The 24,178-nt window shown below is 68.3% G+C and carries 24 protein-coding genes; 8 read left to right on the top strand and 16 right to left on the bottom strand.

What is annotated here, in order from left to right:
• Nucleotide 1: 1 nt before the first annotated feature.
• The 3 genes from K9D25_RS04325 to K9D25_RS04315 all read left to right on the top strand — a co-directional run bounded on the left by K9D25_RS04325 (nucleotide 2) and on the right by K9D25_RS04315 (nucleotide 1,899).
• Complete coding sequence (locus tag K9D25_RS04325; RefSeq protein ID WP_244379597.1) at nucleotides 2-235, top strand: DUF1656 domain-containing protein; 234 nt, start codon at nucleotides 2-4, stop codon at nucleotides 233-235.
• Nucleotides 232-1,098: an efflux RND transporter periplasmic adaptor subunit gene (locus tag K9D25_RS04320; protein WP_244379595.1), complete on the top strand. Its 867-nt coding sequence runs from the start codon at nucleotides 232-234 to the stop codon at nucleotides 1,096-1,098. Before K9D25_RS04325 ends, K9D25_RS04320 begins: the two co-directional genes overlap by 4 nt.
• Before the next feature lie 72 nt (nucleotides 1,099-1,170).
• Entirely contained in the window at nucleotides 1,171-1,899 is a 729-nt protein-coding gene (locus K9D25_RS04315; RefSeq protein WP_244379593.1) for a GntR family transcriptional regulator, read from the top strand.
• Between the two features lie 18 nt (nucleotides 1,900-1,917).
• On the opposite strand, the gene K9D25_RS04310 is transcribed toward K9D25_RS04315, so the two are convergent.
• The 4 genes from K9D25_RS04310 to K9D25_RS04295 form a co-directional block, all read right to left on the bottom strand.
• Nucleotides 1,918-3,174, bottom strand: coding sequence for a hypothetical protein (locus tag K9D25_RS04310; protein WP_244379591.1), 1,257 nt, complete (start codon nucleotides 3,172-3,174; stop codon nucleotides 1,918-1,920).
• Nucleotides 3,175-3,373: 199 nt separating this feature from the next.
• Nucleotides 3,374-3,532, bottom strand: coding sequence for a hypothetical protein (locus K9D25_RS04305; protein WP_244379589.1), 159 nt, complete (start codon nucleotides 3,530-3,532; stop codon nucleotides 3,374-3,376).
• 110 nt (nucleotides 3,533-3,642) lie between these two features.
• Entirely contained in the window at nucleotides 3,643-3,819 is a 177-nt protein-coding gene (locus K9D25_RS04300; RefSeq protein ID WP_244379587.1) for a hypothetical protein, read from the bottom strand.
• Nucleotides 3,820-3,890: 71 nt separating this feature from the next.
• Nucleotides 3,891-4,046, bottom strand: a complete 156-nt coding sequence (locus tag K9D25_RS04295; RefSeq protein WP_244379582.1) for a hypothetical protein — start codon at nucleotides 4,044-4,046, stop codon at nucleotides 3,891-3,893.
• Nucleotides 4,047-4,222: 176 nt separating this feature from the next.
• Here K9D25_RS04295 and K9D25_RS04290 point away from each other — a divergent pair, with 176 nt between their 5' ends.
• Nucleotides 4,223-5,287, top strand: coding sequence for a nucleotidyltransferase family protein (locus tag K9D25_RS04290; protein ID WP_244379577.1), 1,065 nt, complete (start codon nucleotides 4,223-4,225; stop codon nucleotides 5,285-5,287).
• A gap of 69 nt (nucleotides 5,288-5,356) precedes the next feature.
• Entirely contained in the window at nucleotides 5,357-6,676 is a 1,320-nt protein-coding gene (locus tag K9D25_RS04285) for an SLC13 family permease (RefSeq protein WP_244379576.1), read from the top strand.
• 12 nt (nucleotides 6,677-6,688) lie between these two features.
• Here K9D25_RS04285 and K9D25_RS04280 read toward each other — a convergent pair whose 3' ends face one another.
• The 11 genes from K9D25_RS04280 to K9D25_RS04230 all read right to left on the bottom strand — a co-directional run bounded on the left by K9D25_RS04280 (nucleotide 6,689) and on the right by K9D25_RS04230 (nucleotide 20,098).
• On the bottom strand, nucleotides 6,689-9,046 hold the full coding sequence (locus tag K9D25_RS04280; RefSeq protein ID WP_244379575.1) for a Tex family protein: 2,358 nt from the start codon (nucleotides 9,044-9,046) through the stop codon (nucleotides 6,689-6,691).
• Nucleotides 9,047-9,155: 109 nt separating this feature from the next.
• Entirely contained in the window at nucleotides 9,156-10,874 is a 1,719-nt protein-coding gene (locus tag K9D25_RS04275) for a nitrilase-related carbon-nitrogen hydrolase (RefSeq protein WP_244379574.1), read from the bottom strand.
• A gap of 138 nt (nucleotides 10,875-11,012) precedes the next feature.
• Nucleotides 11,013-12,005 (bottom strand): acetamidase/formamidase family protein, encoded by a 993-nt coding sequence (locus K9D25_RS04270; protein WP_244379573.1) that lies wholly within the window; start codon nucleotides 12,003-12,005, stop codon nucleotides 11,013-11,015.
• A gap of 31 nt (nucleotides 12,006-12,036) precedes the next feature.
• The gene (locus K9D25_RS04265; protein ID WP_244379567.1) at nucleotides 12,037-12,750 is read right to left on the bottom strand and encodes an ABC transporter ATP-binding protein; all 714 of its coding nucleotides are present in this window, start codon (nucleotides 12,748-12,750) and stop codon (nucleotides 12,037-12,039) included.
• On the bottom strand, nucleotides 12,743-13,489 hold the full coding sequence (locus K9D25_RS04260; protein WP_244379561.1) for an ABC transporter ATP-binding protein: 747 nt from the start codon (nucleotides 13,487-13,489) through the stop codon (nucleotides 12,743-12,745). The genes K9D25_RS04265 and K9D25_RS04260 overlap by 8 nt, the downstream gene beginning before the upstream one ends.
• Nucleotides 13,489-14,553 carry a branched-chain amino acid ABC transporter permease gene (locus K9D25_RS04255; RefSeq protein ID WP_244379559.1) on the bottom strand — a complete coding sequence of 355 codons (1,065 nt, stop codon included), beginning with the start codon at nucleotides 14,551-14,553 and terminating at the stop codon, nucleotides 13,489-13,491. The genes K9D25_RS04260 and K9D25_RS04255 overlap by 1 nt, the downstream gene beginning before the upstream one ends.
• A gap of 19 nt (nucleotides 14,554-14,572) precedes the next feature.
• Complete coding sequence (locus K9D25_RS04250; protein ID WP_244379556.1) at nucleotides 14,573-15,445, bottom strand: ABC transporter permease subunit; 873 nt, start codon at nucleotides 15,443-15,445, stop codon at nucleotides 14,573-14,575.
• Between the two features lie 460 nt (nucleotides 15,446-15,905).
• Nucleotides 15,906-17,144, bottom strand: a complete 1,239-nt coding sequence (locus K9D25_RS04245) for an urea ABC transporter substrate-binding protein (protein WP_244379549.1) — start codon at nucleotides 17,142-17,144, stop codon at nucleotides 15,906-15,908.
• Between the two features lie 19 nt (nucleotides 17,145-17,163).
• Nucleotides 17,164-17,820, bottom strand: a complete 657-nt coding sequence (locus tag K9D25_RS04240; protein WP_244379541.1) for an ANTAR domain-containing response regulator — start codon at nucleotides 17,818-17,820, stop codon at nucleotides 17,164-17,166.
• Nucleotides 17,820-18,941, bottom strand: coding sequence for a transporter substrate-binding domain-containing protein (locus K9D25_RS04235; protein ID WP_244450793.1), 1,122 nt, complete (start codon nucleotides 18,939-18,941; stop codon nucleotides 17,820-17,822). The genes K9D25_RS04240 and K9D25_RS04235 overlap by 1 nt, the downstream gene beginning before the upstream one ends.
• A 215-nt stretch (nucleotides 18,942-19,156) precedes the next feature.
• Nucleotides 19,157-20,098: a LysR substrate-binding domain-containing protein gene (locus K9D25_RS04230; protein ID WP_244379540.1), complete on the bottom strand. Its 942-nt coding sequence runs from the start codon at nucleotides 20,096-20,098 to the stop codon at nucleotides 19,157-19,159.
• A gap of 150 nt (nucleotides 20,099-20,248) precedes the next feature.
• Here K9D25_RS04230 and choX point away from each other — a divergent pair, with 150 nt between their 5' ends.
• From choX to K9D25_RS04215, 3 genes are all read left to right on the top strand, one after another.
• Nucleotides 20,249-21,190 carry a choline ABC transporter substrate-binding protein gene (choX, locus tag K9D25_RS04225; protein ID WP_244379539.1) on the top strand — a complete coding sequence of 314 codons (942 nt, stop codon included), beginning with the start codon at nucleotides 20,249-20,251 and terminating at the stop codon, nucleotides 21,188-21,190.
• 64 nt (nucleotides 21,191-21,254) lie between these two features.
• Nucleotides 21,255-22,793, top strand: coding sequence for a choline-sulfatase (betC, locus tag K9D25_RS04220; RefSeq protein WP_244379538.1), 1,539 nt, complete (start codon nucleotides 21,255-21,257; stop codon nucleotides 22,791-22,793).
• Nucleotides 22,794-23,043: 250 nt separating this feature from the next.
• Nucleotides 23,044-23,343 carry a hypothetical protein gene (locus tag K9D25_RS04215; protein WP_244379537.1) on the top strand — a complete coding sequence of 100 codons (300 nt, stop codon included), beginning with the start codon at nucleotides 23,044-23,046 and terminating at the stop codon, nucleotides 23,341-23,343.
• Nucleotides 23,344-23,443: 100 nt separating this feature from the next.
• On the opposite strand, the gene K9D25_RS04210 is transcribed toward K9D25_RS04215, so the two are convergent.
• Nucleotides 23,444-24,178, bottom strand: coding sequence for a DUF1028 domain-containing protein (locus tag K9D25_RS04210; RefSeq protein ID WP_244379536.1), 735 nt, complete (start codon nucleotides 24,176-24,178; stop codon nucleotides 23,444-23,446).

The raw sequence follows: 24,178 nt of genomic DNA, 5'->3' as shown, positions 1-24,178 counted from the left end.
GATGCACACCGCCTGGCCCTTCTTCACCCCCGAGGCGTTCGGCATCTATTTCCCGCCGGTGCTGATCTGGGCGGCCGTCGCGCTGGCGCCGTACCTGCTGCTGCGCTGGGGTCTGGCGCGGGCGGGGTTCTACCGCTTCGTCTGGCACCGGCCGCTGTTCGACGCGGCGCTCTACATCATCCTGTTCGGCATGTTCATTCTGCTGCTGCCGTCGTTGCTGGAGGTTCTGCGATGAAGATGGGCTCCGCCCTGCGCGTGGGCGTCACCCTGCTGGCGACCGCGGCGGCGGTTTTCGTCGGCTGGCGGCTGTGGCTCTACTACACGGTCGCGCCCTGGACCCGCGACGCGCGGGTGCTGGCGCAGGTGGTGGCGATCGCGCCCGATGTCTCCGGCCTCGTCGATTCCGTCAATGTCCGCGACAACCAGTTCGTCCGGAAGGGCGAGATCCTGTTCGTCATCGACCAGCAGCGCTTCACCGCCGCGCTGCGGCAGGCGCAGGCGGATGTGGAACTGAAGCAGCAGGCGCTGCGCTATGCCGGCGATACCGCCCGGCGCGACGCTAATCTGGAGCGCGCCGATGCCGACGCCATCTCGGCGCAGACGGTCGAACTCACCGCCGCCACCGCCGCCGAGGCGCAGGCCGAGCTCGACGCCGCTGAGGCGGCGCTGACCATGGCGCAGATCAATCTGGAGCGCTCGCGCGTGCGCGCCCCGACCGATGGCTACATCACCAATTTCAACGTCGATGCCGGCGATTATGCCCGGGTCGGCGAGGCCATACTGGCGCTGGTCGACAGCCATTCCTTCTATGTCTACGCCTATTTCATGGAAACCAAGCTGCCCTCCATCCGCGACGGCGACCCCGCGCGGGTGGAGCTGATGGCCGGCGGCGTGGTGATCGACGGCGAGGTGGAGGGGCTGAGCCGCGCCATCGCCAATCCCGGCCAGGGGCTGCTGGCGCAGGTGGACCCGAATTTCGACTGGATCCGCCTCGCCCAGCGCATTCCGGTGCGGATCAAGCTCGGCCCGGTACCGCCGGAGGTGCGGCTGGTGGCGGGCCTGACCGCCACCGTCGTCGTCCAGCCGAGGAAGCGCTGAACGCGCCCGCGCATCTTGCGGTTGACAGGGCGGCCGGGCCGGCGATCCTTTCATACCACCTGGGGAGTCGCCGTGCTGGACATCGAACCGATCCGCCGCCGCCGCATCTATGAGGATGTGGCCGAGCGCCTGCAGCAGCTGATGCTCGACGGCACGCTGGGGGAGGGCGATGCGCTGCCCTCCGAGCGTGAGCTGATGGAGCAGTTCAAGGTCGGCCGCCCGGCAATCCGTGAGGCGCTGCTGTCGCTGCAGAAGGCCGGGCTGGTGTCGATTGCCAATGGCGAGCGGGCACGGGTGGCGCGGCCGGACCCCAAGCATTTCATCCACGAGCTGTCGGCCTCGGTGCGGGCCTATCTGGCCCAGCCGGCCGGCATGGCGCATTTCCAGAATGCGCGGCTGCATCTCGAACTCGCCCTGACCCGGCATGCCGCGCGCGAGGCGGGGCCGGCGGACATCGCCCGCATCGGCGATGCGCTGGCCCGCAACCGGCGCGACCTCGGCGACCGGGCGGCGTTCGAGGCCTCCGACATCGCCTTCCATTATCAGATCGTGCTGGTGGCGCAGAACCCGCTGTTCAACGGGCTGCACCAGGCGGTGGTGCAGTGGCTGTCGCAGCAGCGCAAGGTGACGCTGCAGGTGGCGGAGGCGAAGGAACTCGCCCTTGCCTACCATGAGCGCATCTATGACGGGATCGCCGCCCATGACGCGGACGCGGCGGAAGCGGCGATGCGCGCGCATCTCGAAGCGGTGGAGACGTTCTATTGGGAGCGCGCGCCCGGCGGGCTGAGCGCCGCCGGCTGAGGTCGCGGCCGGCGCGGCTCAGGCCGGCGCGCCGGCCAGCAGCCGGCGCAGCACGGCTTCCATGTCCGCCAGGTCGCTATAGGTGACGGCGTAGCGCGGCAGGCGCTCCAGCGCGTCGAAAAAGGCGTCGAGTTCGGCGGCGCCGGCAGGCTCGGCGAGGCCGAATTCGGCATCCATCAGCTCCAGCAGCGCGCGTGCCGGCCCGATCGGTTCGACCTCCGTCGACGATCCCGCTGCGAAGCGGGGAAAGACGAGGCAGGCGAGGCGGTTTTCCGGGCCGTGCGGCGGCATGTGCCGCTCCAGCGGCACCGGCAGATAGCAGCCGCGCTTTTCGCCGCTGCCGATGCGCGGCCGCTCCTTGAGGCCGGGATAAAACGGCGCCAGCGCCTCAAGGCTGCCGGGCTTGAGACTGATCGCCCCCGGGCAGGGCAGCACCACCGCCTCGCCGCCGGAAAAGGCGATGGCCGGGGAATCGTCCGTGCCGAAACGCCAGCCCTGCGCCACGAGATAGGCCGACAGCGTGCTCTTTCCCGCGCCGGAGACCCCCGCCATCATCAGCGCGCCATCGGCGGTGGACAGCACGGCGGCATGAACGAAGATGGCGGGCGGCGGGTCGCGATAGACGAGATCGAGCAGCCAGAGATGCGACTTGCCGACGGCCTGCGATGCCTCCTCGGTGAAGAGCTGGCGGGTGATCGCCCCGCCGCTGACGCAGCGCAGGGTGAAGCCCTCTTCCTCGACAATGACATCGAGCGTGGCGAGCGGCAGGTGATGGGCGGGATCGGGATCGAGAAAGCCGCTGAAGAACCCCATCAGCCTTTCGCCCGTGGCGAGGCGTACGGCAAGGCAGGCGGGAGGCGTCGCCTCCCCGCCCCGGCGCCCGGTGGCGAGCAGGCGCAGCGCCACCGAGGTGCCCGCCAGCCGGACCTGGAACTGTTGCAGCAGAACGGCCGGGCGGCTCTCCGCCTTGGGCGCGAGGGGTCCGGCGGGCGCAGCATCCCTTTGGGAGGGCCGCAGCCGCACCTGGCCGGCCGTATCGCGCTCGATCCAGCCGAGGTCCTCCCAGGCGCCGAAGCAGGCCGCGAGATCATCGGCGCCATCCACCGCCGCCTCCGCGCCGAGGGCAGCGACCGGCCGGAAGCTGTCGGAAAGCGCGAGGAACAGCCGCGCGGCCGGCGCATTCAACGCGTGCGCCATTTCGAGGTGCTGGTCGAAGACGAAGAGCACGTCGTCGAGCACACGGAAATAGAAACGCGGTTCGGCGGAAGGGATCATGGGGGGAGCGTCGCCAGTTCGAAGCGGGACGTGCGCTGCGCGGGCGGCGCGCGCCGGCCGGGGCCTTGCCCGACAGTTCCGGGGGTGAAGCTGTTGTCGCGAGCAGGCCCGTTGACCTCAACGTCGCCAGACCTGCGCAAACGCACGGATGTCAGGCAATTGCTGGCGCAAACCGCCAGCAGCCTTTGCGGGCATGGCTCTAGCTGTCGGCGGCGGCGCGGCGGATCGCCATGAGGCTCAGCGTCGCCGGCGCGGCATAGGTCGCCGCCTTGCCGAGTTTGCGCAGCGCGGCGCGGCGCCGCTCATCGGTCGGTTCCGGGGCCTTGTCACTCGGGCGGGGGGTGTTTTCGGTGGACATTTGGGTCTCCGGCCCATCGGCAGCCCTGCAGGGCCAGCCGGTGGTGCGGCGTGTCATTGTCGATGGGTGGTCAGAGCTTGCCCCACAGATGCGAGGCGGTGAGACCGGCGTCAGCTCGCGCGGGCGGCGCGCGGCATCATCATCAGGCCGAGCGTGGCGGGAACGGCAAAGGCGGCGCCACGGCCCAGCTTCGCCAGCGCGGCGCGCCGGCGCGCATCGGCACCCGACGGCGCAGCGGACACGGCGGGCGATTGCTGCTCGCTTTCCGATGAACGATCCGTCGCCATGCCTGTTCCCTGACTCGCGGAGCCGAAGCCAAAATGGTCAGAGGTAAAAATGCACCGCGCGGGCTGCTCCGTCAACTGGCGGCGGCGGCCCGGTTGATGGTCATGATGGCCAGGGTGGCGGGCAGGGAATAGGCCGCGCCACGGCCGAGCCGGCGCAACGCCGCGCGGCGGCGCTCATCGGTGGGCGCGGTCTTCTCCGGCTCGGGGAGCGAAGGGGTTTGGGCCATGCATCGGCTCGCATCGAAAGGCGTGAAAGGCGACAATAACGCCAGCTGAGTTGCAGGATATCTTTGATGGTCTTATGGCACCAGCGCGAAATGCACCCTTGGGCGCGTGCCTGCCCTTCAGCCTGGGGCTTGCGCGGCGTTTCAACGGCGCCGCGGGCGCTACTTTCGAGGACCCCATGCCGCGCCGGAACGCCTCGCTCGACGGACTGCGCCTGCTCTGCGCGCTGGTGTCGCCCTTTTCCAGCCGCGCGGCGCTGCGGACCGCCGCCGCGGCCGACGCGCCCTGGACGGCGGTGCTCGCCCAGGCCGACCGGCACCGGCTGATCCCGGCCCTGTCCGTCGCGCTCGCCCGTCATGGACTGGGCGATCGCGTCGACGCCGAACTCGCGGATATTCTGGCGGCGGTGGCGGACTGGAACACCGAGCGCAATGAGGGCCTGCGCCGGCAGATGCGGGCCGTGAGCGCCGCCCTCAACGCCGCCGGCATCGCACCGGTCTGGCTCAAGGGGGCGCTCACCCTGCTGCCGCCCGCGGGGCCCGCCGCCGGCCGGCAGATGTCGGACCTCGACCTCTGGCTGCCGGAGGCGGCGGCGCAGCGGACCGCAGGCGCGGTGCTGCGGGGGCTCGGCTATGACGCGGAGGGGCATGAGTGGAAGGAGGGGGCGCATTACCCGCCCTATTTCCACCCCGACGAAATGGCGCGGATCGAGCTGCACCGCACCGTTCTCGACCCCGACCAGAGCGCCCTGCTGCCGCCCGAAGAGGCGGCGCAGGCGGTGGAATGGCTGGACTGGGACGGGCTGCGGATCGGCCGGCTCGATCCGCTGGGGCGGCTGCTGAACGCTTTCGCCCAATGCACCCGGCCGCAGGACCACCTCCTGCGCGTCAGCACCGTGCCGCTGATGAAGGCGCTGGAGTTCGTCGTCCGCATCCATGACGATTTCGGCGGGACGTTACCCCCCGCCTTTGTCGAGCGTGCGGTCGCGGCGGGCTGGGAACGGCCGGCCCAGCGCCTGCTGACCGTGACCGAGCGGTATTTCGGCCTCCCCAGCCCGCTGCCCGCCGACCCCGCTCAGCTGGAGATGCTGGAGCGCTTCACCCGCCATCCCCGCTGGCACTATACGCGCCGGGCATTGCGCACGGCGGTCGGGGCAGAGGGGTGGGGGCTGTGGCGGGAGCCCTGGCGCATTCCCGGCATCGTCGCGGGCTATCTCGCGCGCATGGCGCCCTTGGGCCGCTGAGCGGTTGCGGGCGAGAGCTCTCAGATGCGGGGTGGACCCCGCCGGCCTTTCGCGGGAAGAAGGGGCGACGTGGCGGTTCCTCCGCCCGGCTTCCTGCTGCCGATGGCGCCGGGCCCCGCGCCGCCCGCCTTTCGTGGAGCGCCGCTGATGGCCCTCACTCTCCTCATCTTCCTGCTCGTCTATGTCGCCATGGGTTTCGGCAAGCTGCCGGGCTTCATGGTGGACCGCACCGGCGCCGCGCTGGTCGGGGCGCTGGCGGTGATGGTGGTGGGCGGCATCAGCCCGAAGGCGGCGTGGGAATCGATCGACTATGCCAGCGTCGGCATGTTGTTCGGGCTGATGGTGGTGTCCGCCGCCTTCGTCGTCTCGGGCTTCTATGGCTGGACCGCCGCGCGCGTGGCGCTGCTGCCGGTGAGCGCGCCGGTGCTGCTCGCGGTGCTGGTCGGCGTCGGAGGCGGGCTCTCGGCGCTGCTGACCAATGATGTGGTGGTGGTGGCGATGACGCCGCTCTTGGTCTCGCTCACCCTGGCGCGGGGGCTGAACCCGGTGCCGTTCCTGCTCGCCTTCTGCTTCGCCGCCAATACCGGCTCGGCCGGCACGCTGATCGGCTCGCCGCAGAACATGATCGCCGCCCAGCAGCTCGGCCTGTCCTTCACCGGTTTTCTCGCCGTGGCGGGCCTGCCGGCGCTGGCCTCGCTGCCGCTGGTATGGGGGATCGTGGCGCTGATCTATCGCGGCCGCTGGACGCTGCCGGAGGCGAGCGCGACGCGGGCCGCTCCGGTGGTGGCGCCGCCGGTGACGCTCGACCGGCTGGAGACGGCGAAGGCGGGGGTGGTGACGGTGCTCGTGGTGGTGGCCTTCATCTTCAGCGATTGGCCGCGCGAGCTGATCGCGCTCGGCGCCGCCGGGGTGCTGCTGATCAACCGGCAAATCGCCTCGCGCGATCTGCTGGCGCAGGTCGATGGCGACCTGCTGGTGCTGATCATGAGCCTGTTCGTGGTCAATGCGGCGATGGCGGCCACCGGCCTGCCGCAGCACCTTCTCGCCGGGCTGCGCGCCACCGGGCTCAATCTTGACGACCCGCTCGCGCTCTATCTCGTCGGCGGGGCGCTGAGCAATATCGTCGGCAACAACCCCGCCGTGATGCTGCTCGTGCCCTTCCTCACGCCCGGCGGGGATGCCGAGGCGCTGGGCGCGGCGCTGGCGCTCGGCACCGGCTTTTCCAGCAACCTCATCGTCTTCGGCAGCCTGGCCGGCATCATCGTGGTGGAACAGGCGGCGGCGTGCGGGGTGAAGATTTCCTTCGGCGAATTCGCCCGCGCCGGCGTGCCGGTCACCCTCGCCTGCATGGCGATGGCGGCCGGCTGGATCGCGCTGATCGCCGCCTGAAGCGCCGGGGCTCTACCGCCGCTTCAGCGCGTCCATCAGCGCGGCGCCGAGCGCGCCCTGCGGCGCCTTTTGCGGCTCGCGCGCGGGCGGGCGGGGACCACGCGGGGGCGGGGAGGAATCGCGCGGGCCGCGCTCGCCCTGACCCCGCTCGCCCTGCGCCTTCGCCCCGCCTGCGCCGGCATCGCGGCGCATGGAGAGCGAGATGCGCTTGCGCTTGAGGTCGATCTCCAGCACCCGCACCTTCACCACATCGCCGACCTTCACCACCTCATGGGCGTCCTTGACGAAGCGGTCGGCGAGCTGGGAGACGTGGACCAGCCCGTCCTGATGCACGCCGATATCCACGAAGGCGCCGAAGGCGGCGACATTGGTGACCGTGCCTTCCAGCTCCATGCCGGGCTTGAGGTCCTTCATGTCATCGATGCCGTCAGTGAAGGTGGCGGTCTTGAAGGCGGGGCGCGGGTCGCGGCCGGGCTTGTCCAATTCGGCGATGATGTCGCGCACGGTGGGCAGGCCAAAGCGCTCATCGACGAAGGCGGCGGGGTTGAGGCCGGAGAGCGCGGCGCTGTCGCCCATCAGGCTGCGCAGGTCGCGGCCGCAGGCGGCGACGATCTTGCGGGCGACGCCATAGGCTTCCGGGTGGACGGCGGACGCGTCGAGCGGCTCAGCGCCGTCGCGGATGCGCAAAAATCCCGCGCATTGCTCGAAGGTGCGCGGCCCGAGGCGCGGCACGTCTTTCAGCTGCTTGCGGCTGGCGAAGGGGCCATTGGCATCGCGATGGGCGACGATGGCTTCGGCCAAGGAGGAGCCCAGCCCCGAGACGCGCGCCAGCAGCGAGGCCGAAGCGGTGTTGAGATCGACGCCGACCGCGTTCACCGCATCTTCCACCACCGCGTCCAGCGCGCGGGCGAGGTGGTACTGGTCGACATCGTGCTGGTACTGGCCGACACCGATCGACTTCGGGTCGATCTTGACGAGTTCGGCCAGCGGGTCCTGCAGCCGGCGGGCGATGGAAACGGCGCCGCGCAGCGACACGTCGAGGCCGGGGAATTCCGCCGCCGCCAGTTCCGAGGCGGAATAGACCGAGGCGCCGGCTTCCGACACCACCACTTTCAGCGGCTTCGAGCCCGAGGCGGAAGGGGGAAGGGCGGCGAGGAGTTCCGCGACCAGCTTCTCCGTCTCGCGGCTGCCGGTGCCGTTGCCGATGGCGATGAGATCGACATTGTGGGCGCGGATGAGCCGGGCGAGTTCGGCCTGCGTGCCGCGCACATCGTTCTTCGGCTGGAAGGGGTAGACGGTGGAGGTGGCGAGCAGCTTGCCGGTGCCGTCCACCACCGCGACCTTGACGCCGGTGCGGATGCCGGGGTCGAGCCCCATCGTGGTGCGCGAGCCGGCCGGGGCGGCGAGCAGCAGGTCCTTCAGGTTGCGGGCGAAAACGTCGATGGCTTCCTTCTCCGCCCGCGCCCGCAGCTCGGTCATCAGATCGAGCGAGAGATGCAGCGAGAGCTTGACCCGCCAGGTCCAGCCAGCGATCTCCATCAGCCAGACATCGCCGGGCAGCTTCTCGCCGATGGCATAGGCGTCCGCGATCATCCGCACCACCGGCTTGATCGGGCGCGGGTCTTCGGCGTCGACCTCTATTTCCAGCGCCAGCACGTCCTCGTTGCGCCCGCGCAGCATGGCGAGCGCGCGGTGGCTCGGCACGCCGGACCAGCGCTCCACATGGTCGAAATAGTCGGAGAATTTGGCGCCTTCCTCCTGCTTGCCCTCCACCAGCCGGGCGCGCAGGAAGGCATTGGCGTGGAGATAGGACCGCAGCCGGCCGATCAGCTCGGCATTCTGGGCGAACTGTTCGGAAAGGATGTCGCGCGCGCCTTCCAGCGCCGCTTTCACATCCGCCACCTCCGGCGTGACATAGCCGGCCGCCAGCTCTGCCGGCACGAGGGCGCGGTCGGCGAGGATGGCGTCGGCCAGCGGGCCGAGGCCACGCTCGCGGGCGATTTCCGCCCGGTTGCGGCGCTTGGGCTTGAAGGGGAGATAGATGTCTTCCAGCTCCGCCTTGGTGGTGGCGGCGGCGAGCGCGGCTTCCAGCTCCGGGGTCAGCTTTTCCTGCTGGCGGATGGAATCGAGGATCGCCGCGCGGCGGGATTCCAGCTCGCGCAGATAGACCAGCCGCTCATCCAGCCGGCGCAGCTGCGTGTCGTCCAGCCCGCCCGTCACTTCCTTGCGGTAGCGCGCGATGAAGGGAACGGTCGCGCCCTCGTCGAGCAGGGCGATGGCGGCTTCCGCCTGTTGCGGGCGGGCGCCGATCTCCTGTGCGATCGTCTGCGCGATCTGCCGGGCGGTGGCGGTGGCGAGGCTGTCGGTCATGCGGAACACGGAAATCGCGTGAAGGGAGGCGCGACCATATTCACTCAGCACGCCGAAGGCCACGCCGCGCGCCGTGCGGCGGCGTGGCTTGTGGATGAACGATGCGTGTTCAGCCGATGAGCGGGAGGTAGTGATGCGGCTGGCGCATCGTCACCAGATCCTTCCGCCGCACCACATTGGTCGGGTAGGGCGTGTCGAGATTGCTGGTGTCGATCTCCGCCACCGCGACGCCTTCGCCGGCGCTGAGGATCGCCTCGCGGCGCGGGAATTCGAACGTGTCCGGCCCGAACACGCCGCTCTTGCCGCCATAGCCGGCGGCCTCATCCAGCACATTGGCGAAGGCGAGATGGACATTGTTCTCGCCCGCCCGCGCCCGCATCAGGTGCCAGTGGTGCGGATCGGCGCCGGTGGGGATCGGGTAGTTCTGGGAAATCGCCGTGCCGGCATGGGCGGAGGTGAGGTTTCCGCGCAGCGCCGCCGGGCAGAGCACGAGGTCGCAGCCGCGCAGCGCCAGCACGCGCCCGGCCTCGGGGAAGGCGGCGTCATGGCCGATGAGCAGGCCGATGCGGCCGAATTTGGTGTCGAACACCCCCCACTCATTGCCGGGCGTCGCCCAATTATGGTCGGAGGCGTCGAGATGGGTCTTGCGGTAGCGCCCGATCACCCCCTGCGGGCCGACGAGGACGGCGGAATTGTACAGCGTGCCGCCCTCCTCCTCGGCGAGGCCGGCGGCGAGGTGCAGGCCATGGCGGGTGGCGATGGCGATGAGACGGGCCACCGCCTCGCCGCTGAGCGGCACGGCGGCGGGGGCGTCGAGGCCGGTGATGGCGCGCTCGGGGAAGACGACGAGTTCCGCGCCGGCCGCGCGGGCCTCCTTGGCGAGTTCTTCGATCCGGTCAAGGTTGGCGTTTGCGTCGCCGGAGGGGGCGAACTGCGCCACCGCCACCTGCGAGCGCCTTCCCTTGGGCAGCGGGCGGTGGCCGTACAGGCTGAAGAAGTCGAGCGGGTTCCAGGTGAAGGTGTTGCTCGGCAGCTCCATATAGAGCTCCGGCCGGCGCTGCTCGAACACCGCTTCGCCGAGCATGCGGCGGGCGCGGGCGCGCTCCAGATCGATGTCGACGCAGGCGACACCGTCGCCCGTATCGATCACCGCCTCGATGGTGCCGTCCGGGCCGATGACGCAGCTGCCGCCGGAGAACTGCACCGTGCGCTCCAGCCCCCAGCGGTTGGATTCGATGAGGTAGCAGGAGTTCTCCATCGCCCGCGTGATCCAGTAGGGCGCGGGCGCGCGCTCGGCCAACCAGTTGGAGATGTGGCAGATGATGTCCGCCCCGGCGAGGCCGACGAGGCGCGCGGTTTCGATGAAATGGATGTCCATGCACACCAGGAGGGCGATGCGGCCGATGGGCGTGTCGAACACGGCATGGCCACTGTTCCCCGGCGCCGACCATTTCGGCTCGGCGATATAGGGGTGGGTCTTGCGGTGGGTGCCGACCACACCCTCGGGCCCGATGAGCACGGCGGAATTGTAATAGAGGTTGGTGGTGGCATCGACCTCCGGCATGCCGACGACGATGTAGCAGTCCTGCGCGCGGGCGATTTTGGCGAAACGCTCCGTGGTCGGGCCGGGGATCGGCTCGACGAAGGGGGCGACTTCAGTGCGGTCGAACCAGCAATAGCCAGTCGTGCCCATTTCCGGCGTGACGATGAGCTTCGCGCCCGCGCCGGCGGCCTCGCCGACCAGCGCTTCCAGCCGGGCGATGTTGCGCTCCTTCTCGAACATGGTCGGCTCGAATTGGACGGTCGCGACCTTCAGCGTAGCGGTCATGGCAGGTCTCCGGGCATGGGGGAGCGTTCGGCGCCCGGCCGGTTGCGGCGGGGGGTCCGGGAATGTCGCTCGGATGGCGGGTGTTTCGATGTCAGGCGCTCATGGCCGGGCTGGCCCGGCCATGAGGGTGGGCGGCGCTCAGGCCGTGAGGTAGGACTTCAGGATCGAGGCGCCCATCGTGTATTTCGGGTCCACCATATTGCCGAGGCGGACGCGGCCGCACTGGGTCAGCAGCATGTAGGCTTCCACCTCATCGAAGCCGTAGTCGGACGCCATCCAACGGATGAGGTCGCGATAGGCCATGCGGGTGGCGTCTTCCATCGGCCGGGTCGAGCCGATGGACATGATGAACTCTTCCGTCTCCAGCCGCGGCGTAGAAATCGTCCAGCCCTTGATCAGGTCGATCTGGATGGTGGTGACGGTGGGGTGCTCAAGCGCCACGCCGCACAGTTCGCCATCGCCCTGGGTGGCGTGGCAGTCGCCGAGATAGAGCAGGCCGCCGGCGATGTTGACGGGCAGATAGATCACCGCGCCGACGCCGACATCCGGCAGGTCCATGTTGCCGCCATAGTAATCCGGCTGCAGCGAGGTGATGGCCTCGATTTCCGGCGAGGTGCCGATGGTGCCGATGAAGGGCTGATAGGGCAGGGTGATCTTGTCGCTCCACTTGGTGCCGGTTTCGGCATCGACATGCAGCTTCTTCACCTTGATCGGCAGCGGCGCGTTCAGCATCGCCGTGTCCTTGGTCGGCACCAGCCCGCCGAAATCCGGCATGATCAGCGTCGTGCCCACCGGCTGCGGCCCGCGCGGGACGATGGACTTGATGTAGACCGCCAGCGTGTCGCCCTTTTCCGCGCCATTGACGTAGATCGGGCCGTTCTGCGGGTTGAGATAGGGGAAGTTCAGGATTTCCAGCGGGTTGTCGGTCTCGTGCTTGATCGCGCCCTCGAAGGCATCATGCGTTTCCGCCGCCACGACAGCGCCGGGATCGACCCTCAGGACCGGATCGACATAGGGGCCGTAGACATAGTGGTACTTGCCCTGCACGGCCTCGGTGATCTCGTGTGTGCTGCCCGCCTGGCCCTTGGCGAGACCTTTGCGAGCCATGAGGGAATTTTCGAGCCAGGACATGGTGTTCTCCTTGGGATTTCTGGCTGTGCGATCAGACGGCGAGATGGCGGCGCATCGCCTCGCCATCGGCGAGGTCCTCGCGGGTGAGTTCGGCGACGACGCGGCCTTTGTCCATGACATAGCAGCGCTGAGCCATGGCCCGGATCATGTCGATGTTCTGCTCCACCAGCACGACGGTGACGCCGGTATCGGTGTTGAGCTGCACCATGATGCGGGCGATGTCCTGCACGATATTGGGCTGGATGCCTTCCGAGGGCTCGTCGAGCAGGATGAGCTGCGGATTGGCCACCAGCACCCGGCCAATGGCGAGCTGCTGCTGCTGGCCGCCGGACATGGTGCCGGCACGCTGGCTCCAGCGCTCGCGCAGGATGGGGAAATAGCCGAGCACGCGCTCGCGGTCGGCCTCGCTGACGCGGCCCGCGCGCATGCCGCCGACCGCGATGTTCTCGCCCACGGTGAGGCGGGGGAACACGTCGCGGCCCTGCGGCACATAGCCGATGCCGAGCCGCGCCCGGCGGAAGGCGGAGAGGTGTTCCACCGGCCGGTCGCCGAAGACGATGGAGCCTTCCATCGCCGGCACAAGGCCGATGAGGCTTTTCATCAGCGTCGACTTGCCGACGCCGTTGCGGCCGATGACGGCGACGATCTCGCCCTGGCGCACCTCGATATCGAGGCCCTGCAGCACCGGCTTGCCGCCATAGCCGGCGCGCAGGCCGAGGGTGGACAGCATGACTTCCTTACGCATGGGCGGCCTCGAGAGCGGTTTCGTGCGCCGTGGTCTGGCCGAGATAGATGGCGGCGACATCCTCATTGGCGACGATCTCGTCGATCGAACCCTGGGCGAAGACGCGGCCGAGATGCAGCACCGTCACCTTGTGGGCGACCTGGCGGACGAAGGCCATGTCATGTTCCACCGCCAGCACGGTCATGCCCTCGGCGTTTAGCCGCTTGACCATTTCGCCGGTCGCAAAGGTTTCCTCCGGCGACATGCCGGCGGTCGGCTCGTCGAGCAGCAGCAGGCGCGGCTTGAGGCTGACCGCCATGCCGATTTCCAGCCACTGCTTCTGGCCGTGCGAGAGATTGCCGGCGAGGCGGCCGGCTTCCGGCGCGAGGTTGAGGAAGGCGAGCAGCCTGTCGATCTCGTCGGCCAGCACCGCCGGGTCGTAATGGTGCTGCATCGCGATTTCGAGATTCTGCCGCACGCTCAGCGCCTTGAAGATGCCGGGCACCTGGAACTTCACGCTCATGCCGCGGCGGATGCGCTGGAACGGCTTGAGGCCGGTAATGTCCTCGCCGCCGAACAGGATGGTGCCGCTGCTCGGCAGATGCTCGCCGAGGATCAGCCGGAACAGGGTCGACTTGCCGGCGCCGTTCGGCCCGATGAGGCAATGTACCTCGCCTTCTTCCAGCGTCAGGTCGACATTGTTGGTGACATGCAGGCCGCCGAAGCGCTTGTTGAGGCCTTGGGTCTGGAGCATCGGCATCAGGCGTCTCCCGGCTGCCGCTTGGAGAAGGGGCGGGCGATGAGCCGCGCCAGCGCATAGATAAGGCCGCGCGGCGCCAGCAGCACGGTGAGCACCAGCATGATGCCCATCACCACAAGCGCATATTGGCTGCCATGGATGGTGAGCGCCTGGAACACGGCGAGCACGGTGAGCGTGCCGACCAGCGTGGTGGTGAGGTCCGATCGCCCGCCGACCGCGACCCAGACGATGGGTAGAGCGGCAGCGGTCATGCCCATGGAGGAGGGCGTGATGTACTGGCCCCAGCTCGTGTAGAGCACGCCCGACAGGCCGGCGAGCGCCGCGCCGATGACGAAGGTGCCGAGCTGGTATTTGCGGATGTCGTAGCCGAGCATTTCCGCCCGCTCCGGGTTCTCGCGGATGGCGACGAGCACATTGCCGAAGGGCGAGTTCACCAGGATACGCAGGCCGAGATAGACCAGCACCAGGAGGCCGAGCACGACGTAATAGAGCTGCACGTCGGGGAACAGCACGATGTCGCCGCCGGGCCAGGGCACGGTGAGCGGGGGCATGTTGCTCATGCCGTTGAAGCCGTTGAGCCGGGCGGCGCCGATCTTCCATTCCGGGCCCGCCGTCTGCGCCATGAAGCGCTCCAGCACCAGCGTCACCGACAGCGTCACGATGCCAAGGAACACGCCGGAGATGCGGCCGAAGAACAGGAAATAGCCGAGCAGCGCCGCGAACAGCGCGGCGATGCCGATGGCGATGAGCAGCGCCACGAAGGTGAAGCCATAGGCGGCGCCGAAATTGATGGTGAGGATGCCGTAGCTATAGCCGGCAATGCCGAAAAAGGCGGTCTGGCCGAAGCTGAGCGCGCCGCCATAGCCCCAGATGAGGCACAGGCCGAGCGCCATGAAGATCCAGGTGAAGAAATACACCGTGTTGCCGACGGTGTAGCCGTCGGAGAACAGCGGGTAGGCGCAGGCGCCGGCGAGCACGACGAGGAAGCCGAGCCAGAAGCCGGGGCCCCGGCCCAGCGTCTGCGGGCCTTCGAGGCGGGCGAAGAAACGTGAGAGCGCGTTCATGTCAGTTTTCGTGTCCGGGTCAGGCGCGCTCGCGCAGAAGGAAGCCGGAAATGCCGCGCGGCAGCACCCGGATGACGACGATGACGGCGATCAGCAGGCCGATCTGGCCGGCGAGCTGGCCGTACCAGGAGGTCATGGTCGCCTTGACCACGGCGAGCACGGCCGCCGCCGGGGCGGTGCCGAGGAACACGTCGGCGCCGCCGACCACCACGGTGACGAAGGCTTCCATGATGAAGGTGGTGCCCATGGTCGGCACCAGCGTCATGGTCGGGGCGTAGAGCCCGCCCGCCAGCCCGGCGAGCCCGGCGCCGAGCGCGAAGGTGAGGCTGTAGACGAGGCGGGTGTCGATGCCGAGCGCGGCCGCCATGTGCGGCACCTGAATGGTGGCGCGGGCCATGACGCCGAAGCGGGTCCAGTTGAACAAGGCGTAGAGCCCGGCGATGACCAGCACCGCCATGCCGCACAGAACGAGGCGGTAGAGCGAATAGGAATAGTCGCCGACCGTGAAGCTGCCGAAGGGCGTGCCGACGCCGGCCATGGTGGAGCCGAGCACGATCAGCGTGCCCTGGGTGAAGATGAGGCTGAGCCCCCAGGTGGCGACGATGGTGTCGAGCGGGCGATCATAGAGATGGCGGATGATGAGGATTTCCACCAGCGCGCCCACGGCGGCCGAGACCAGCGCGCCGATGAGGATGGCGAGCGGCAGCGGCACGCCGGCATGGGCGGCGGAGACGGTGACATAGGCGCCGCACATGATGAATTCGCCATGCGCCAGATTGATCACGCCCATCATGCCGAAGATGACGGCGAGGCCGCAGGCGGACAGAACCAGAAAGGCGAAGGCGTCGCCGAACTGGTAGAGCGCGGAGAAGGCGAGGGTTCCGACATCCATGTGCGGTGGGGCCTTTGATCTTTCGCTTCGAGGGGGGCGAGGAAGTGTGGCGAGAGGCAGGTAGAGACGGGGAGTAAATACGAATGGGGCGTGGGACCATTCTCTCAGTTCCTCTCCCCGTCGGGGAGAGGTGGCCCGCGCAGCGGGTCGGTGAGGGGCCTTTGCAGACCTTCCCAAGCCCCCTCACCCCAGCCCTCTCCCCGTCGGGGAGAGGGAGAAGATGGCCGCACGGGGAAGCAGGCGATCGCCCCGGCCAAAGCTGGGGGGTCGGGCCGGGGCGATGCCTCGGGAGCCGCCGAGGGGGGACAGGGCGGCCGCCCGGATGGGGCTTTCCATTACCTCTCCCCATTGGGGAGAGGTGGCCCGCGCAGCGGGTCGGTGAGGGGTTCGGACAATGCGGAGCGTGCGATCCCCCTCACCCCGACCCTCTCCCCGCCGGGGAGAGGGAGCGGTCGACCGCTCAGTTCTTCGGCGGCGGGTTGGAGGGCGTGTACTGCGCGCTCGGGTCGCTCTTGGTCAGGTCGCAGCCGGCTTCGCCCAGCCAGTACGGCTTGATGGCCTGCCACACCTTGGGGAAGCTGATGGAGTGATCGGCGCCCACCTTGGCGAGATAGATGGTGTGCGACATGTGCTGGCTCTTCGGGTCGAGGCAGACCTTGCCCTCGGGCGCGTCCATGCAGACATCGCCCTTGGCGATCTCCTTGCGCAGATCGTCGCGCTTGGTCGACTTCGCCCGCTCCACCATCTGCTTGTAGAGATAGACCGCGAGATAGGAGTTCTCGGCTTCCTGGTTCACATAGGGCTCGTCCGGGAACTTCGCCTTGAACTTGGCGAAGAAGTCCTTCGAGGCCGGGGTGTCGATCTCTTCGATGTAGTTGGTGGTGACGTACATGTCCTTGAGCGATGGCGGCTTGAAGCGCTTGTGCTCATAGCCCTGGCCGACGTTCACGGAAGACGCCATCGGCAGGTTGACGTTGGCGGCGGCGGCCTGCTCGTAATAGGAGGCCTGGGCGGTGCCGACCAGCAGGGTCACCACGAAGTCGGGCTTGGCCTTCTGGATGTTCTGGATGTTCTGCGAGAACTGCGACACGCCGAGCGGGATGAAATCCTCGCCGACCATTTCGCCGCCATGCTCCTTGACGATGTTGCGCACCCATTCGGCCGAGATCTGGCCGAAATTATAGTCGGCGGCGAGCGTGTAGACCTTCTTGCCGTACTTTTCCATCATCCACGGGATGAGGGTGGAGAACTGCTGCTCCGGCACCGCGCCGGTGACGATCATGTTGGCGTCGCAGACGCCGCCTTCATACTGGTTGTTGTAGAAGGCGAGGCCGTCGAACTGGTTGACGATCGGGCGGTAGGCTTCGCGCGAGGCGGAGGAGAAGCCGGCGAACACCACGTCCACCTTGTCGCGCTGCAGCACGCGGCGCATGAATTCCTGGTAGCGGGTGTTGTCGGACTGGGTGTCGTAGATGACCAGTTCGAGCGGGCGGCCATCGATGCCGCCGGCCTTGTTGATCTCCTCGGCGGCAAGCTGGATGGCGTGCACCTTGCCGATGGTGGCGGCGGCGAAATCGCCGGACTGGTCTTCCAGCACGCCGAGCTTGATCGGATCGGCAGCGAAAGCGTTCGCGACGCTGAGCAAAAGCGTCCCCGTGAGGGCTGCGGCACGCAGCCCCCGCATGGTCTTCCCGTTCATCTTACTCTCCTGTGAAAGGTTATCTTTTTCCCGCGCTGGGCTCCGCCGGGCGGAACTGCACGGGTTCATCGAGGGGGCCAGCCCTCGCCGTCACGAACGCCTCGCAATAGGCCTCAAGGGTCTGCCGCGAGCGCATGCTTTCGCGCCGAAGCCATTCATAGGCCTCGTCGTCATCCACGCCCGCCTCATTCATGCGGGCGATGATGGCCTTGACCACCGCGCGGCGACCCCGCCGGCGGCGATCCATGTCGTCGAGGCGGGCCCGGAGGTCGCCCCGCAACAGGAACTGGTTGATGCCGAGGAACAGCGCGGTGTAGACCGCGCCGCCCTGCACCGGCTTGCGCAGGAAGGCGGAGGCGCCGATCTGCACCAGGTGCTTGAGCCGGCTCGGCGCCTCGACACCGACAAGGCCGATGACCGGAACGGGGGGATGATGCGCCCCCGCATCGGTGTCGAGCGCCACCGGATTGTCGAGATCGCCGTCGATGAACAGGATGTCGCGCTCGGGCTGCAGCGCCGCGAGGTCGATCTGCGCCCGCCCGTCGACGAGGGCGGGATAGACGGTGGCGACGCCGAGCTTGCCCAGCGTCTTTTCCAGCGCTTCCACCGCGGTGAGGCTCGACGTGACGATGTGCGCCCGCCCGCCATTGAAGTTCTGCAGCAGCCGAGGTGCCATCACTTCACCACTCTCAGTGTCGCGTTGCGGGCAGCGACCGCGTAACGCGGCGAGGACTGGACGAGATAGGGGTCGGGCCGGACCGGGCCGGGCTCTTCGACCAGAATGTCGAAGCGCGCCTGCGCATTGGAAATGCCGATTCGTGGCGTGAGATAGGCGTGCAGCGTCTGCGGGTCGATGCGCACCTCGCCCTGCGGGGCGAGCAGATGCTGGCGGGTGGCGGCTTCCTTCACCGTCTCCACATCATCCGTGCCGCTCTCCGCCAGCGAAAGGATGAGCAGCTTCATCGCGATATAGGAGGCTTCCGCGTCGGCCGAGGTGGTGGGGCCGTCGGGGAAGGTCTCGTCATAGAAGCGGGTGAAGGCGGCGTTGGCGGGCGAGGCGAGGGAGGAGAAATAGACCGAGGAGGACAGGTGTCCGTCCACCGCTTCCTGGCCGATCTCTTCCAGCTCCGGCTCGGACAGGGTGCAGGAAACCACGGGAAAGGTCGTGCGCTGGTCGATGCCGCGCGCGGCGCAGGCGGCGCGGAAGGCGCGGAAGAAGGCGTAGTTGCTGGTGCCGATGAGATTGTTGAACACGAAGGCCGGGCGCGCTTCCAGAATGGCCTCGACCACCTGGTCGATCTCGGTGTCGCCGACCGGCACATAGCGTTCGGCCAGCACGCGGGCACCGCGCGCGGTCATCGCCTCGCGGAAGATGCGGGTGTTCTCCCACGCCCAGATATAGTTGGAGCCGACGCAGAAGGCGGAAGTGCCGAGCGTCGCCAGCGCGTGATCGACCAGCGGCAGCACATGCTGGTTGGGCGAGGCGCCGGTGTAGATGACATTGCCGGAGCTCTCGAAGCCCTCATAATGCGAGGGGTACCAGAGCAGGCCGTCATGCTTCTCGAAACAGGGAATGACTTCCTTGCGGCTCGACGAGGTGTAGCAGCCGACGACGTGGCGGATGCCGTCATGCAGAAGCTCCCGGCTGAGCGAGGCATAGCGGGGAAGCTCGCCGCCGGGATTGACCACGACAGGCTCGATGGTGATTCCGGGCGCCGGGCGCTCCGCCACCGCCAGCAGGGCGCCGTTCAGCATCGAGCGCGCGACCACATTATAGGGTCCCGTGGTCGAGAACATGACGCCGATGCGGAAGTGCTTCGCCACGTATCGCTCCAATGCCGGGCCGAAGCCCAAAGCAAAAAACGCCCGCCGGCCGTCAGGCCGTGGGCGTCATTGCCACCAACCAGCCAGCGTTGACACGCCGTCGTTGGAAATGTTGACCGAAAGTGCCGCGACAATGGGCATCCTTGCCCGTCGCTCGTTTTCTAGGCTCGCGTGATCTTACCTTCTTGTCAAGAAGCTTTTTCGCGCGCGGGGGTGAGCGGCGGGTCCGGCAGCGGCGCCGCCTGTGCCTCGCGCAGGATCCAGTCGATGAGGTCGCGGGCGGGATCGGACAGAGAGGGGCCGGGCACCAGCCAATAGCCGGTCTCGCCCCGCGCCAGAGGCGGGCCGACCGCCACGAGCGTGCCGTCGACCAGCGCGCCGTCGATCAGCCCGGCCCAGCCGAGCGCGACGCCCTGGTCCGCCATCGCCGCCTGCACCACGAGGCCGTAGGTGTTGAGGCTGAGATCGCTCGCCGCCGGGCCGCGCGCCAGCCCCATCGCCGCAAACCAGTCGCTCCAGCCGAACCAGCGCGGGTGCGGCGTGCTTTCCAGATGCAGCAGCGGCAGATTGCCGAGGCGCGCCGGATCGCCGCCGAGGCCGTGGCGGGCGGCGAAGGCCGGGCTGCACACCGGCCAGATGCGTTCCTCCACCAGATGCACGCTCTCCAGCGGAAAGTCGCGCCGGGCGCCGAACAGCACGGCGACATCCTCCGCCCCGTCGAGCCCGGGATCGGCGCTGGTGGAGGCGATGATGTGCACATCGGTTTCCGGCCGCACCTGCCGGAAGGCGGCGACGCGCGGCATCATCCAGAACGAGGCGAAGCCGTAATCGGTGAACAGCCGCACCACGGGGCGGCGGCTGAGCCGGCGCACCGCGCGGGCGGCGCCGTCGATTTCCGCCACCGCCGCCGCGCTCGCCCGGTGCAGCACCTCGCCGGCGGGGGAGAGCGTGCTGCCGCGATGGCCGCGCAGCAGAAGCGGCGTGCCGAGCTGGGTTTCGAGCTCGCGCACCACATAGCTCACCGCCGGTTGCGACAGGCCGAGCGCGCGCGCCGCGGCGGTGAGGGAGCCGAGCCGCCCCACCGCCTCGAACACACGCATCCAGCCAAGGTCGAGAGGTCGCTCAGACATAGAGTGAGTTTATGTCAAACATCGAAAATATCGGGCTTCACAGCCTCCTACATTTAACTGCCTGATACCCCTCAGGCAAGGAAAGCCGCCGCTCGACAAGGCGGGCCCTTGAGCATCTCACCTGTCTCAATGCTTCCAGAGGTGACCCCGATGACCCGTACGACGCTGGCCGCTTCGGCCCTTTCCCTGCTCCTCCTCGCCGGTCCCGCTGTCGCGGCCGACGCCCCCGCCTGCAAGACCATCCGCATGTCGGACCCGGGCTGGACCGACATCACCTCCACCAACGCCATTGCCGGCGTGCTGCTGGAGGGGCTCGGCTATGCCCAGGACGTGAAGACGCTGTCGGTGCCGATCGGCTACGAGTCGATGAAGAACGGCAATATCGACGTGTTCCTCGGCAACTGGATGCCGGCGCAGCAGAAATTCATCGACGCGCTGAACGAGGCGAAAGCGGTGGACGTGCTGGCCACCAATCTCGAAGGCGCCAAGTTCACCCTCGCCGTGCCGACCTATGTCGCGGAAGGCGGCGTGAAGGACTTCAAGGACCTTGCCGCCCATGCCGACAAGTTCGACGGCAAGATCTACGGCATCGAGCCCGGCGCGCCGGCCAACCAGAACATCCTCAAAATGATCGACGCCAATGATTTCGGCCTGAAGGGCTGGAAAGTGGTGGAATCGGGTGAGCAGGCCATGCTGGCGCAGGTGAAGCGCGCGCAAAACGGCAAGGGCTGGATCGTCTTCCTCGCCTGGGCGCCGCACCCGATGAACGAGACCTTCGACCTCACCTATCTCTCCGGCGGCGACGCCTATTTCGGCGCCAATTTCGGCGGCGCCGATGTGCGCACCCTCGCCCGCGCCGGCTGGGCGGGCGAGTGCCCGAACGCGGCGACGCTGTTCAAGCAGCTGAAGTTCGACCTCGCCATGGAGAACACCATGATGGGCAAGATCCTCGATGACGGGCAGGACCCGAAGGCGGCGGCCAAGGCGCTGCTGAAGGCCAAGCCCGACGTGCTCGGCCGCTGGCTCAATGGCGTGACCACCATTGACGGCAAGCCGGGCCTGCCGGCGGTGAAGGCCTCGCTCGGCCTGTGAACCCTCAATGAGGCCGGCGGCGGTGCTGCCGGCCCTCCCTTAAGCCTGCCGCGTGGACCCTGCCATGACCGCGACGCCGACCGCTTCGCCCGCCCGCCCGAACATTCTCATCCTGATGGTCGACCAGCTGAACGGCACCTTTTTCCCCGACGGCCCGGCGGACTTTCTCCATGCGCCGCATCTGAAGGCGCTGGCGGCCCGTTCCGCGCGCTTCGTCCACACCTATACGGCGAGCCCGCTCTGCGCGCCGGCGCGCGCCTCCTTCATGTCCGGGCAATTGCCGAGCCGCACGCGGGTCTATGACAATGCCGCCGAGTTCACCTCGGACATTCCGACCTTCGCCCACCATCTGCGCCGCGCCGGCTATCACACCGCGTTGTCGGGCAAGATGCATTTCGTCGGGCCGGACCAGCTGCACGGTTTCGAGGAGCGGCTGACCACCGACATCTACCCCGCCGATTTCGGCTGGACGCCGGACTACACCAAGCCGGGCGAGCGGATCGACTGGTGGTACCACAATCTGGGTTCCGTCACCGGCGCCGGGGTGGCGGAGATCACCAACCAGCTCGAATATGACGACGAGGTGGCCTATCACGCCGCGCGCAAGCTCTACGACCTCGCGCGCGGCCATGACGCGCGCCCCTGGTGCCTCACGGTGAGCTTCACCCACCCGCACGACCCCTATGTCGCCCGCAAGCGCTTCTGGGACCTTTATGCGGACTGCCCGGCGCTTGACCCCGTGGTGGCGCCGATCCCTTTCGCGCAGCAAGACCCGCATGCGCAGCGGCTGATGCTGGCGAGCGACCATGCGGCCAGCCATGTGACGCCGGAGGATGTGCGCCGCTCACGCCGGGCCTATTTCGCCAACATCTCCTATGTCGACGAAAAGATCGGCGAACTGCTCGACGTGCTGGAGCGTTGCCGGCTAAGTGACGACACGATCGTCGTCTTCGTCTCCGACCATGGCGACATGCTGGGCGAGCGTGGGCTGTGGTTCAAGATGAACTTCCTGGAGGGTTCGGCGCGCGTGCCGCTGATGATGGCCGCTCCCGGCCTGCCCGCCGGCCGCGTTGAGCGTGCCGCCTCCACGCTCGACGTGCTGCCCACTTTGGCGGAACTGGTTGGGCTCGACCTCGGCGGCGTGCTGCCCTGGACCGATGGCGAAAGCCTGGTCGGGCCGGCGCGGGGGGAGGGTGAGCGCTCGCCGGTGCCGATGGAATACGCGGCGGAAGGCTCCTATGCCCCGCTGGTGGCTTTGCGCGACGGGCCGTGGAAGCTCATTCTCTGCGATCTCGACCCGCCGATCCTGACCAATCTCGACGAGGACCCGCACGAACGCGTCAACCGCGCGGCGGACCCCGCCTGCGCCGACGTGATGGAGCGGATGACGGCGGCGATGCGGGCGCGCTGGGACCTCGCCCGCTTCGACGCCGAGGTGCGCGCCAGCCAGGCGCGGCGGCATGTGGTGTATGAGGCGCTGCGCAACGGCGCCTATTACCCCTGGGATTTCCAGCCGCTGCAGAAGGCGTCCGAGCGCTATATGCGCAACCATATGGACCTGAACGTTCTCGAAGAGAACCAGCGTTTTCCGCGCGGGGAATAGCGGAGCCCCGCGCTCGGGTGGCTCGCCCTTGCCGCAGTGCCGCGCAGGTGCGTTGCGCCGCATCACGCGCTTGCGATGTCGCACGCCCGGTTTCGAGGAAACAATCGCGGCTGGCCTACGTTGTACCAGCAGATTCACCGGCCGGGCCGTGGAGATCCGGCCAGGTGAATGCGTGTCGAACCCGAACGCGTGACCTGTTCTGATGCTGACTATCGTGTCGAAATGTCGCGCTCTTCAAAGGATGTTGATGATGAAGAAGACCGTTTCCCTTCCGGTGCTTGGTGCTGTTCTTGCCGCTGCTTTCGCTGGTCCGGCTCTCGCCCAGGGCTACAACACCGGCACGGGCGCTTCGTCCGGCTGGTCGCAGAGCCACAATGCAACGCAGCAGGGTGACTGGTCGCAGCGCGGCACCGTTACCGAGGGCCGCAACGCCGCGACCATGTATGAGGGCGGGATGTATGACGCGCGCAGCATGCGCGGCCCGAACACCCAGGGCGTCGAGCCCTATATCGCCAACCAGATCGAGCAGAACGCGCGCAGCACCGACTGAGTGCGGCCTTAAACACAGCGTTCCTCGATGCGACTTTGCGGCGGCTCCTCGCGGGGCCGCCGTTTTTTCAGGTTAAACGGCGGCTTCCGCCGCCGACTTCTTAGGTTAAGCGGCGGCTTCCGCCGCCGCCCGGCCGATCCGGCGGGGCGAGCGCCAGCATGGAGGTGACGCTCTCCGGCGCCGGCCCGGCGGCAATGCCGCGCCGGGGCATGCCCGCGACAAAGGGCACAAGCTGCAGCCGGGCGATTTCCAGCACCCGCCGAAGCTCGGTAACGGGCTGGGCGTGCTCGTCCACCCGCAGGTCCAGCGCGCAATAATCCTCCTCGCCCTGCACCCGAAGGCTGGCGGATTGCCGCCCGCGCTTGTCGCCGCCGGCGGCGTCGCCGGCTTCCAGCGCCCGCATCAGCCTTTCGTCCAGCGCGGCACCCACGCTGGCGCGGAACGCAGCCGCCATGGCGTCGATCACCTCGGGGCCGGTGAGCATGTTGCCCTGCACCGCGAAACCGTCGCCGATTTCTTGCCCGCACCAGGGCGTGCACTCCGCGCCGGTGAAGGCGGCGGCCTCGCCCTTCGCGTCAACCACGCCGATCTGGCGCAGTTCACGCGCGTCATCCGCCGCCAGTGCCGCTTGAAGCGCCGCGCGGGCGCCATGCCCGGCGGCGATGGCGTCGAGCACGCCGAGCGCGAGATAGGGATTGACCCAGGACTGGGTCGAAGCCGCGCCCACCTTCGCCCGCGAGAACGGGCACATGGAGCCGACCGCCGGCACGGCGGTGGCAACCGCGACGCCGAACAGGCCGGTGGACGGGCAGCGGGCGACGATGGAAAACGTCAT

Source organism: Ancylobacter polymorphus (genome assembly GCF_022836935.1).
GTDB classification, from domain to species: domain Bacteria; phylum Pseudomonadota; class Alphaproteobacteria; order Rhizobiales; family Xanthobacteraceae; genus Ancylobacter; species Ancylobacter polymorphus_A.
Note: the sequence above shows the minus strand (reverse complement) of the source record. Positions and strands in the feature narration are given on the sequence as shown.

Coding starts and splice junctions, on each gene's coding strand:
- K9D25_RS04255 (WP_244379559.1), bottom strand. CDS start 14,553: ATGAACGCGCTCTCACGTTTCTTCGCCCGCCTCGAAGGCCCGCAGACG.
- K9D25_RS04280 (WP_244379575.1), bottom strand. CDS start 9,046: ATGACCGACAGCCTCGCCACCGCCACCGCCCGGCAGATCGCGCAGACG.
- K9D25_RS04300 (WP_244379587.1), bottom strand. CDS start 3,819: ATGGCGACGGATCGTTCATCGGAAAGCGAGCAGCAATCGCCCGCCGTG.
- K9D25_RS04265 (WP_244379567.1), bottom strand. CDS start 12,750: ATGCGTAAGGAAGTCATGCTGTCCACCCTCGGCCTGCGCGCCGGCTAT.
- K9D25_RS04235 (WP_244450793.1), bottom strand. CDS start 18,941: ATGTTCTCGACCACGGGACCCTATAATGTGGTCGCGCGCTCGATGCTG.
- K9D25_RS04325 (WP_244379597.1), top strand. CDS start 2: ATGCACACCGCCTGGCCCTTCTTCACCCCCGAGGCGTTCGGCATCTAT.
- K9D25_RS04240 (WP_244379541.1), bottom strand. CDS start 17,820: ATGGCACCTCGGCTGCTGCAGAACTTCAATGGCGGGCGGGCGCACATC.
- K9D25_RS04295 (WP_244379582.1), bottom strand. CDS start 4,046: ATGGCCCAAACCCCTTCGCTCCCCGAGCCGGAGAAGACCGCGCCCACC.
- betC (WP_244379538.1), top strand. CDS start 21,255: ATGACCGCGACGCCGACCGCTTCGCCCGCCCGCCCGAACATTCTCATC.
- K9D25_RS04275 (WP_244379574.1), bottom strand. CDS start 10,874: ATGACCGCTACGCTGAAGGTCGCGACCGTCCAATTCGAGCCGACCATG.
- K9D25_RS04210 (WP_244379536.1), bottom strand. CDS start 24,178: ATGACGTTTTCCATCGTCGCCCGCTGCCCGTCCACCGGCCTGTTCGGC.
- K9D25_RS04245 (WP_244379549.1), bottom strand. CDS start 17,144: ATGAACGGGAAGACCATGCGGGGGCTGCGTGCCGCAGCCCTCACGGGG.
- K9D25_RS04305 (WP_244379589.1), bottom strand. CDS start 3,532: ATGTCCACCGAAAACACCCCCCGCCCGAGTGACAAGGCCCCGGAACCG.
- K9D25_RS04290 (WP_244379577.1), top strand. CDS start 4,223: ATGCCGCGCCGGAACGCCTCGCTCGACGGACTGCGCCTGCTCTGCGCG.
- K9D25_RS04310 (WP_244379591.1), bottom strand. CDS start 3,174: ATGATCCCTTCCGCCGAACCGCGTTTCTATTTCCGTGTGCTCGACGAC.
- K9D25_RS04215 (WP_244379537.1), top strand. CDS start 23,044: ATGAAGAAGACCGTTTCCCTTCCGGTGCTTGGTGCTGTTCTTGCCGCT.
- choX (WP_244379539.1), top strand. CDS start 20,249: ATGACCCGTACGACGCTGGCCGCTTCGGCCCTTTCCCTGCTCCTCCTC.
- K9D25_RS04230 (WP_244379540.1), bottom strand. CDS start 20,098: ATGTCTGAGCGACCTCTCGACCTTGGCTGGATGCGTGTGTTCGAGGCG.
- K9D25_RS04260 (WP_244379561.1), bottom strand. CDS start 13,489: ATGCCGATGCTCCAGACCCAAGGCCTCAACAAGCGCTTCGGCGGCCTG.
- K9D25_RS04270 (WP_244379573.1), bottom strand. CDS start 12,005: ATGTCCTGGCTCGAAAATTCCCTCATGGCTCGCAAAGGTCTCGCCAAG.
- K9D25_RS04320 (WP_244379595.1), top strand. CDS start 232: ATGAAGATGGGCTCCGCCCTGCGCGTGGGCGTCACCCTGCTGGCGACC.
- K9D25_RS04250 (WP_244379556.1), bottom strand. CDS start 15,445: ATGGATGTCGGAACCCTCGCCTTCTCCGCGCTCTACCAGTTCGGCGAC.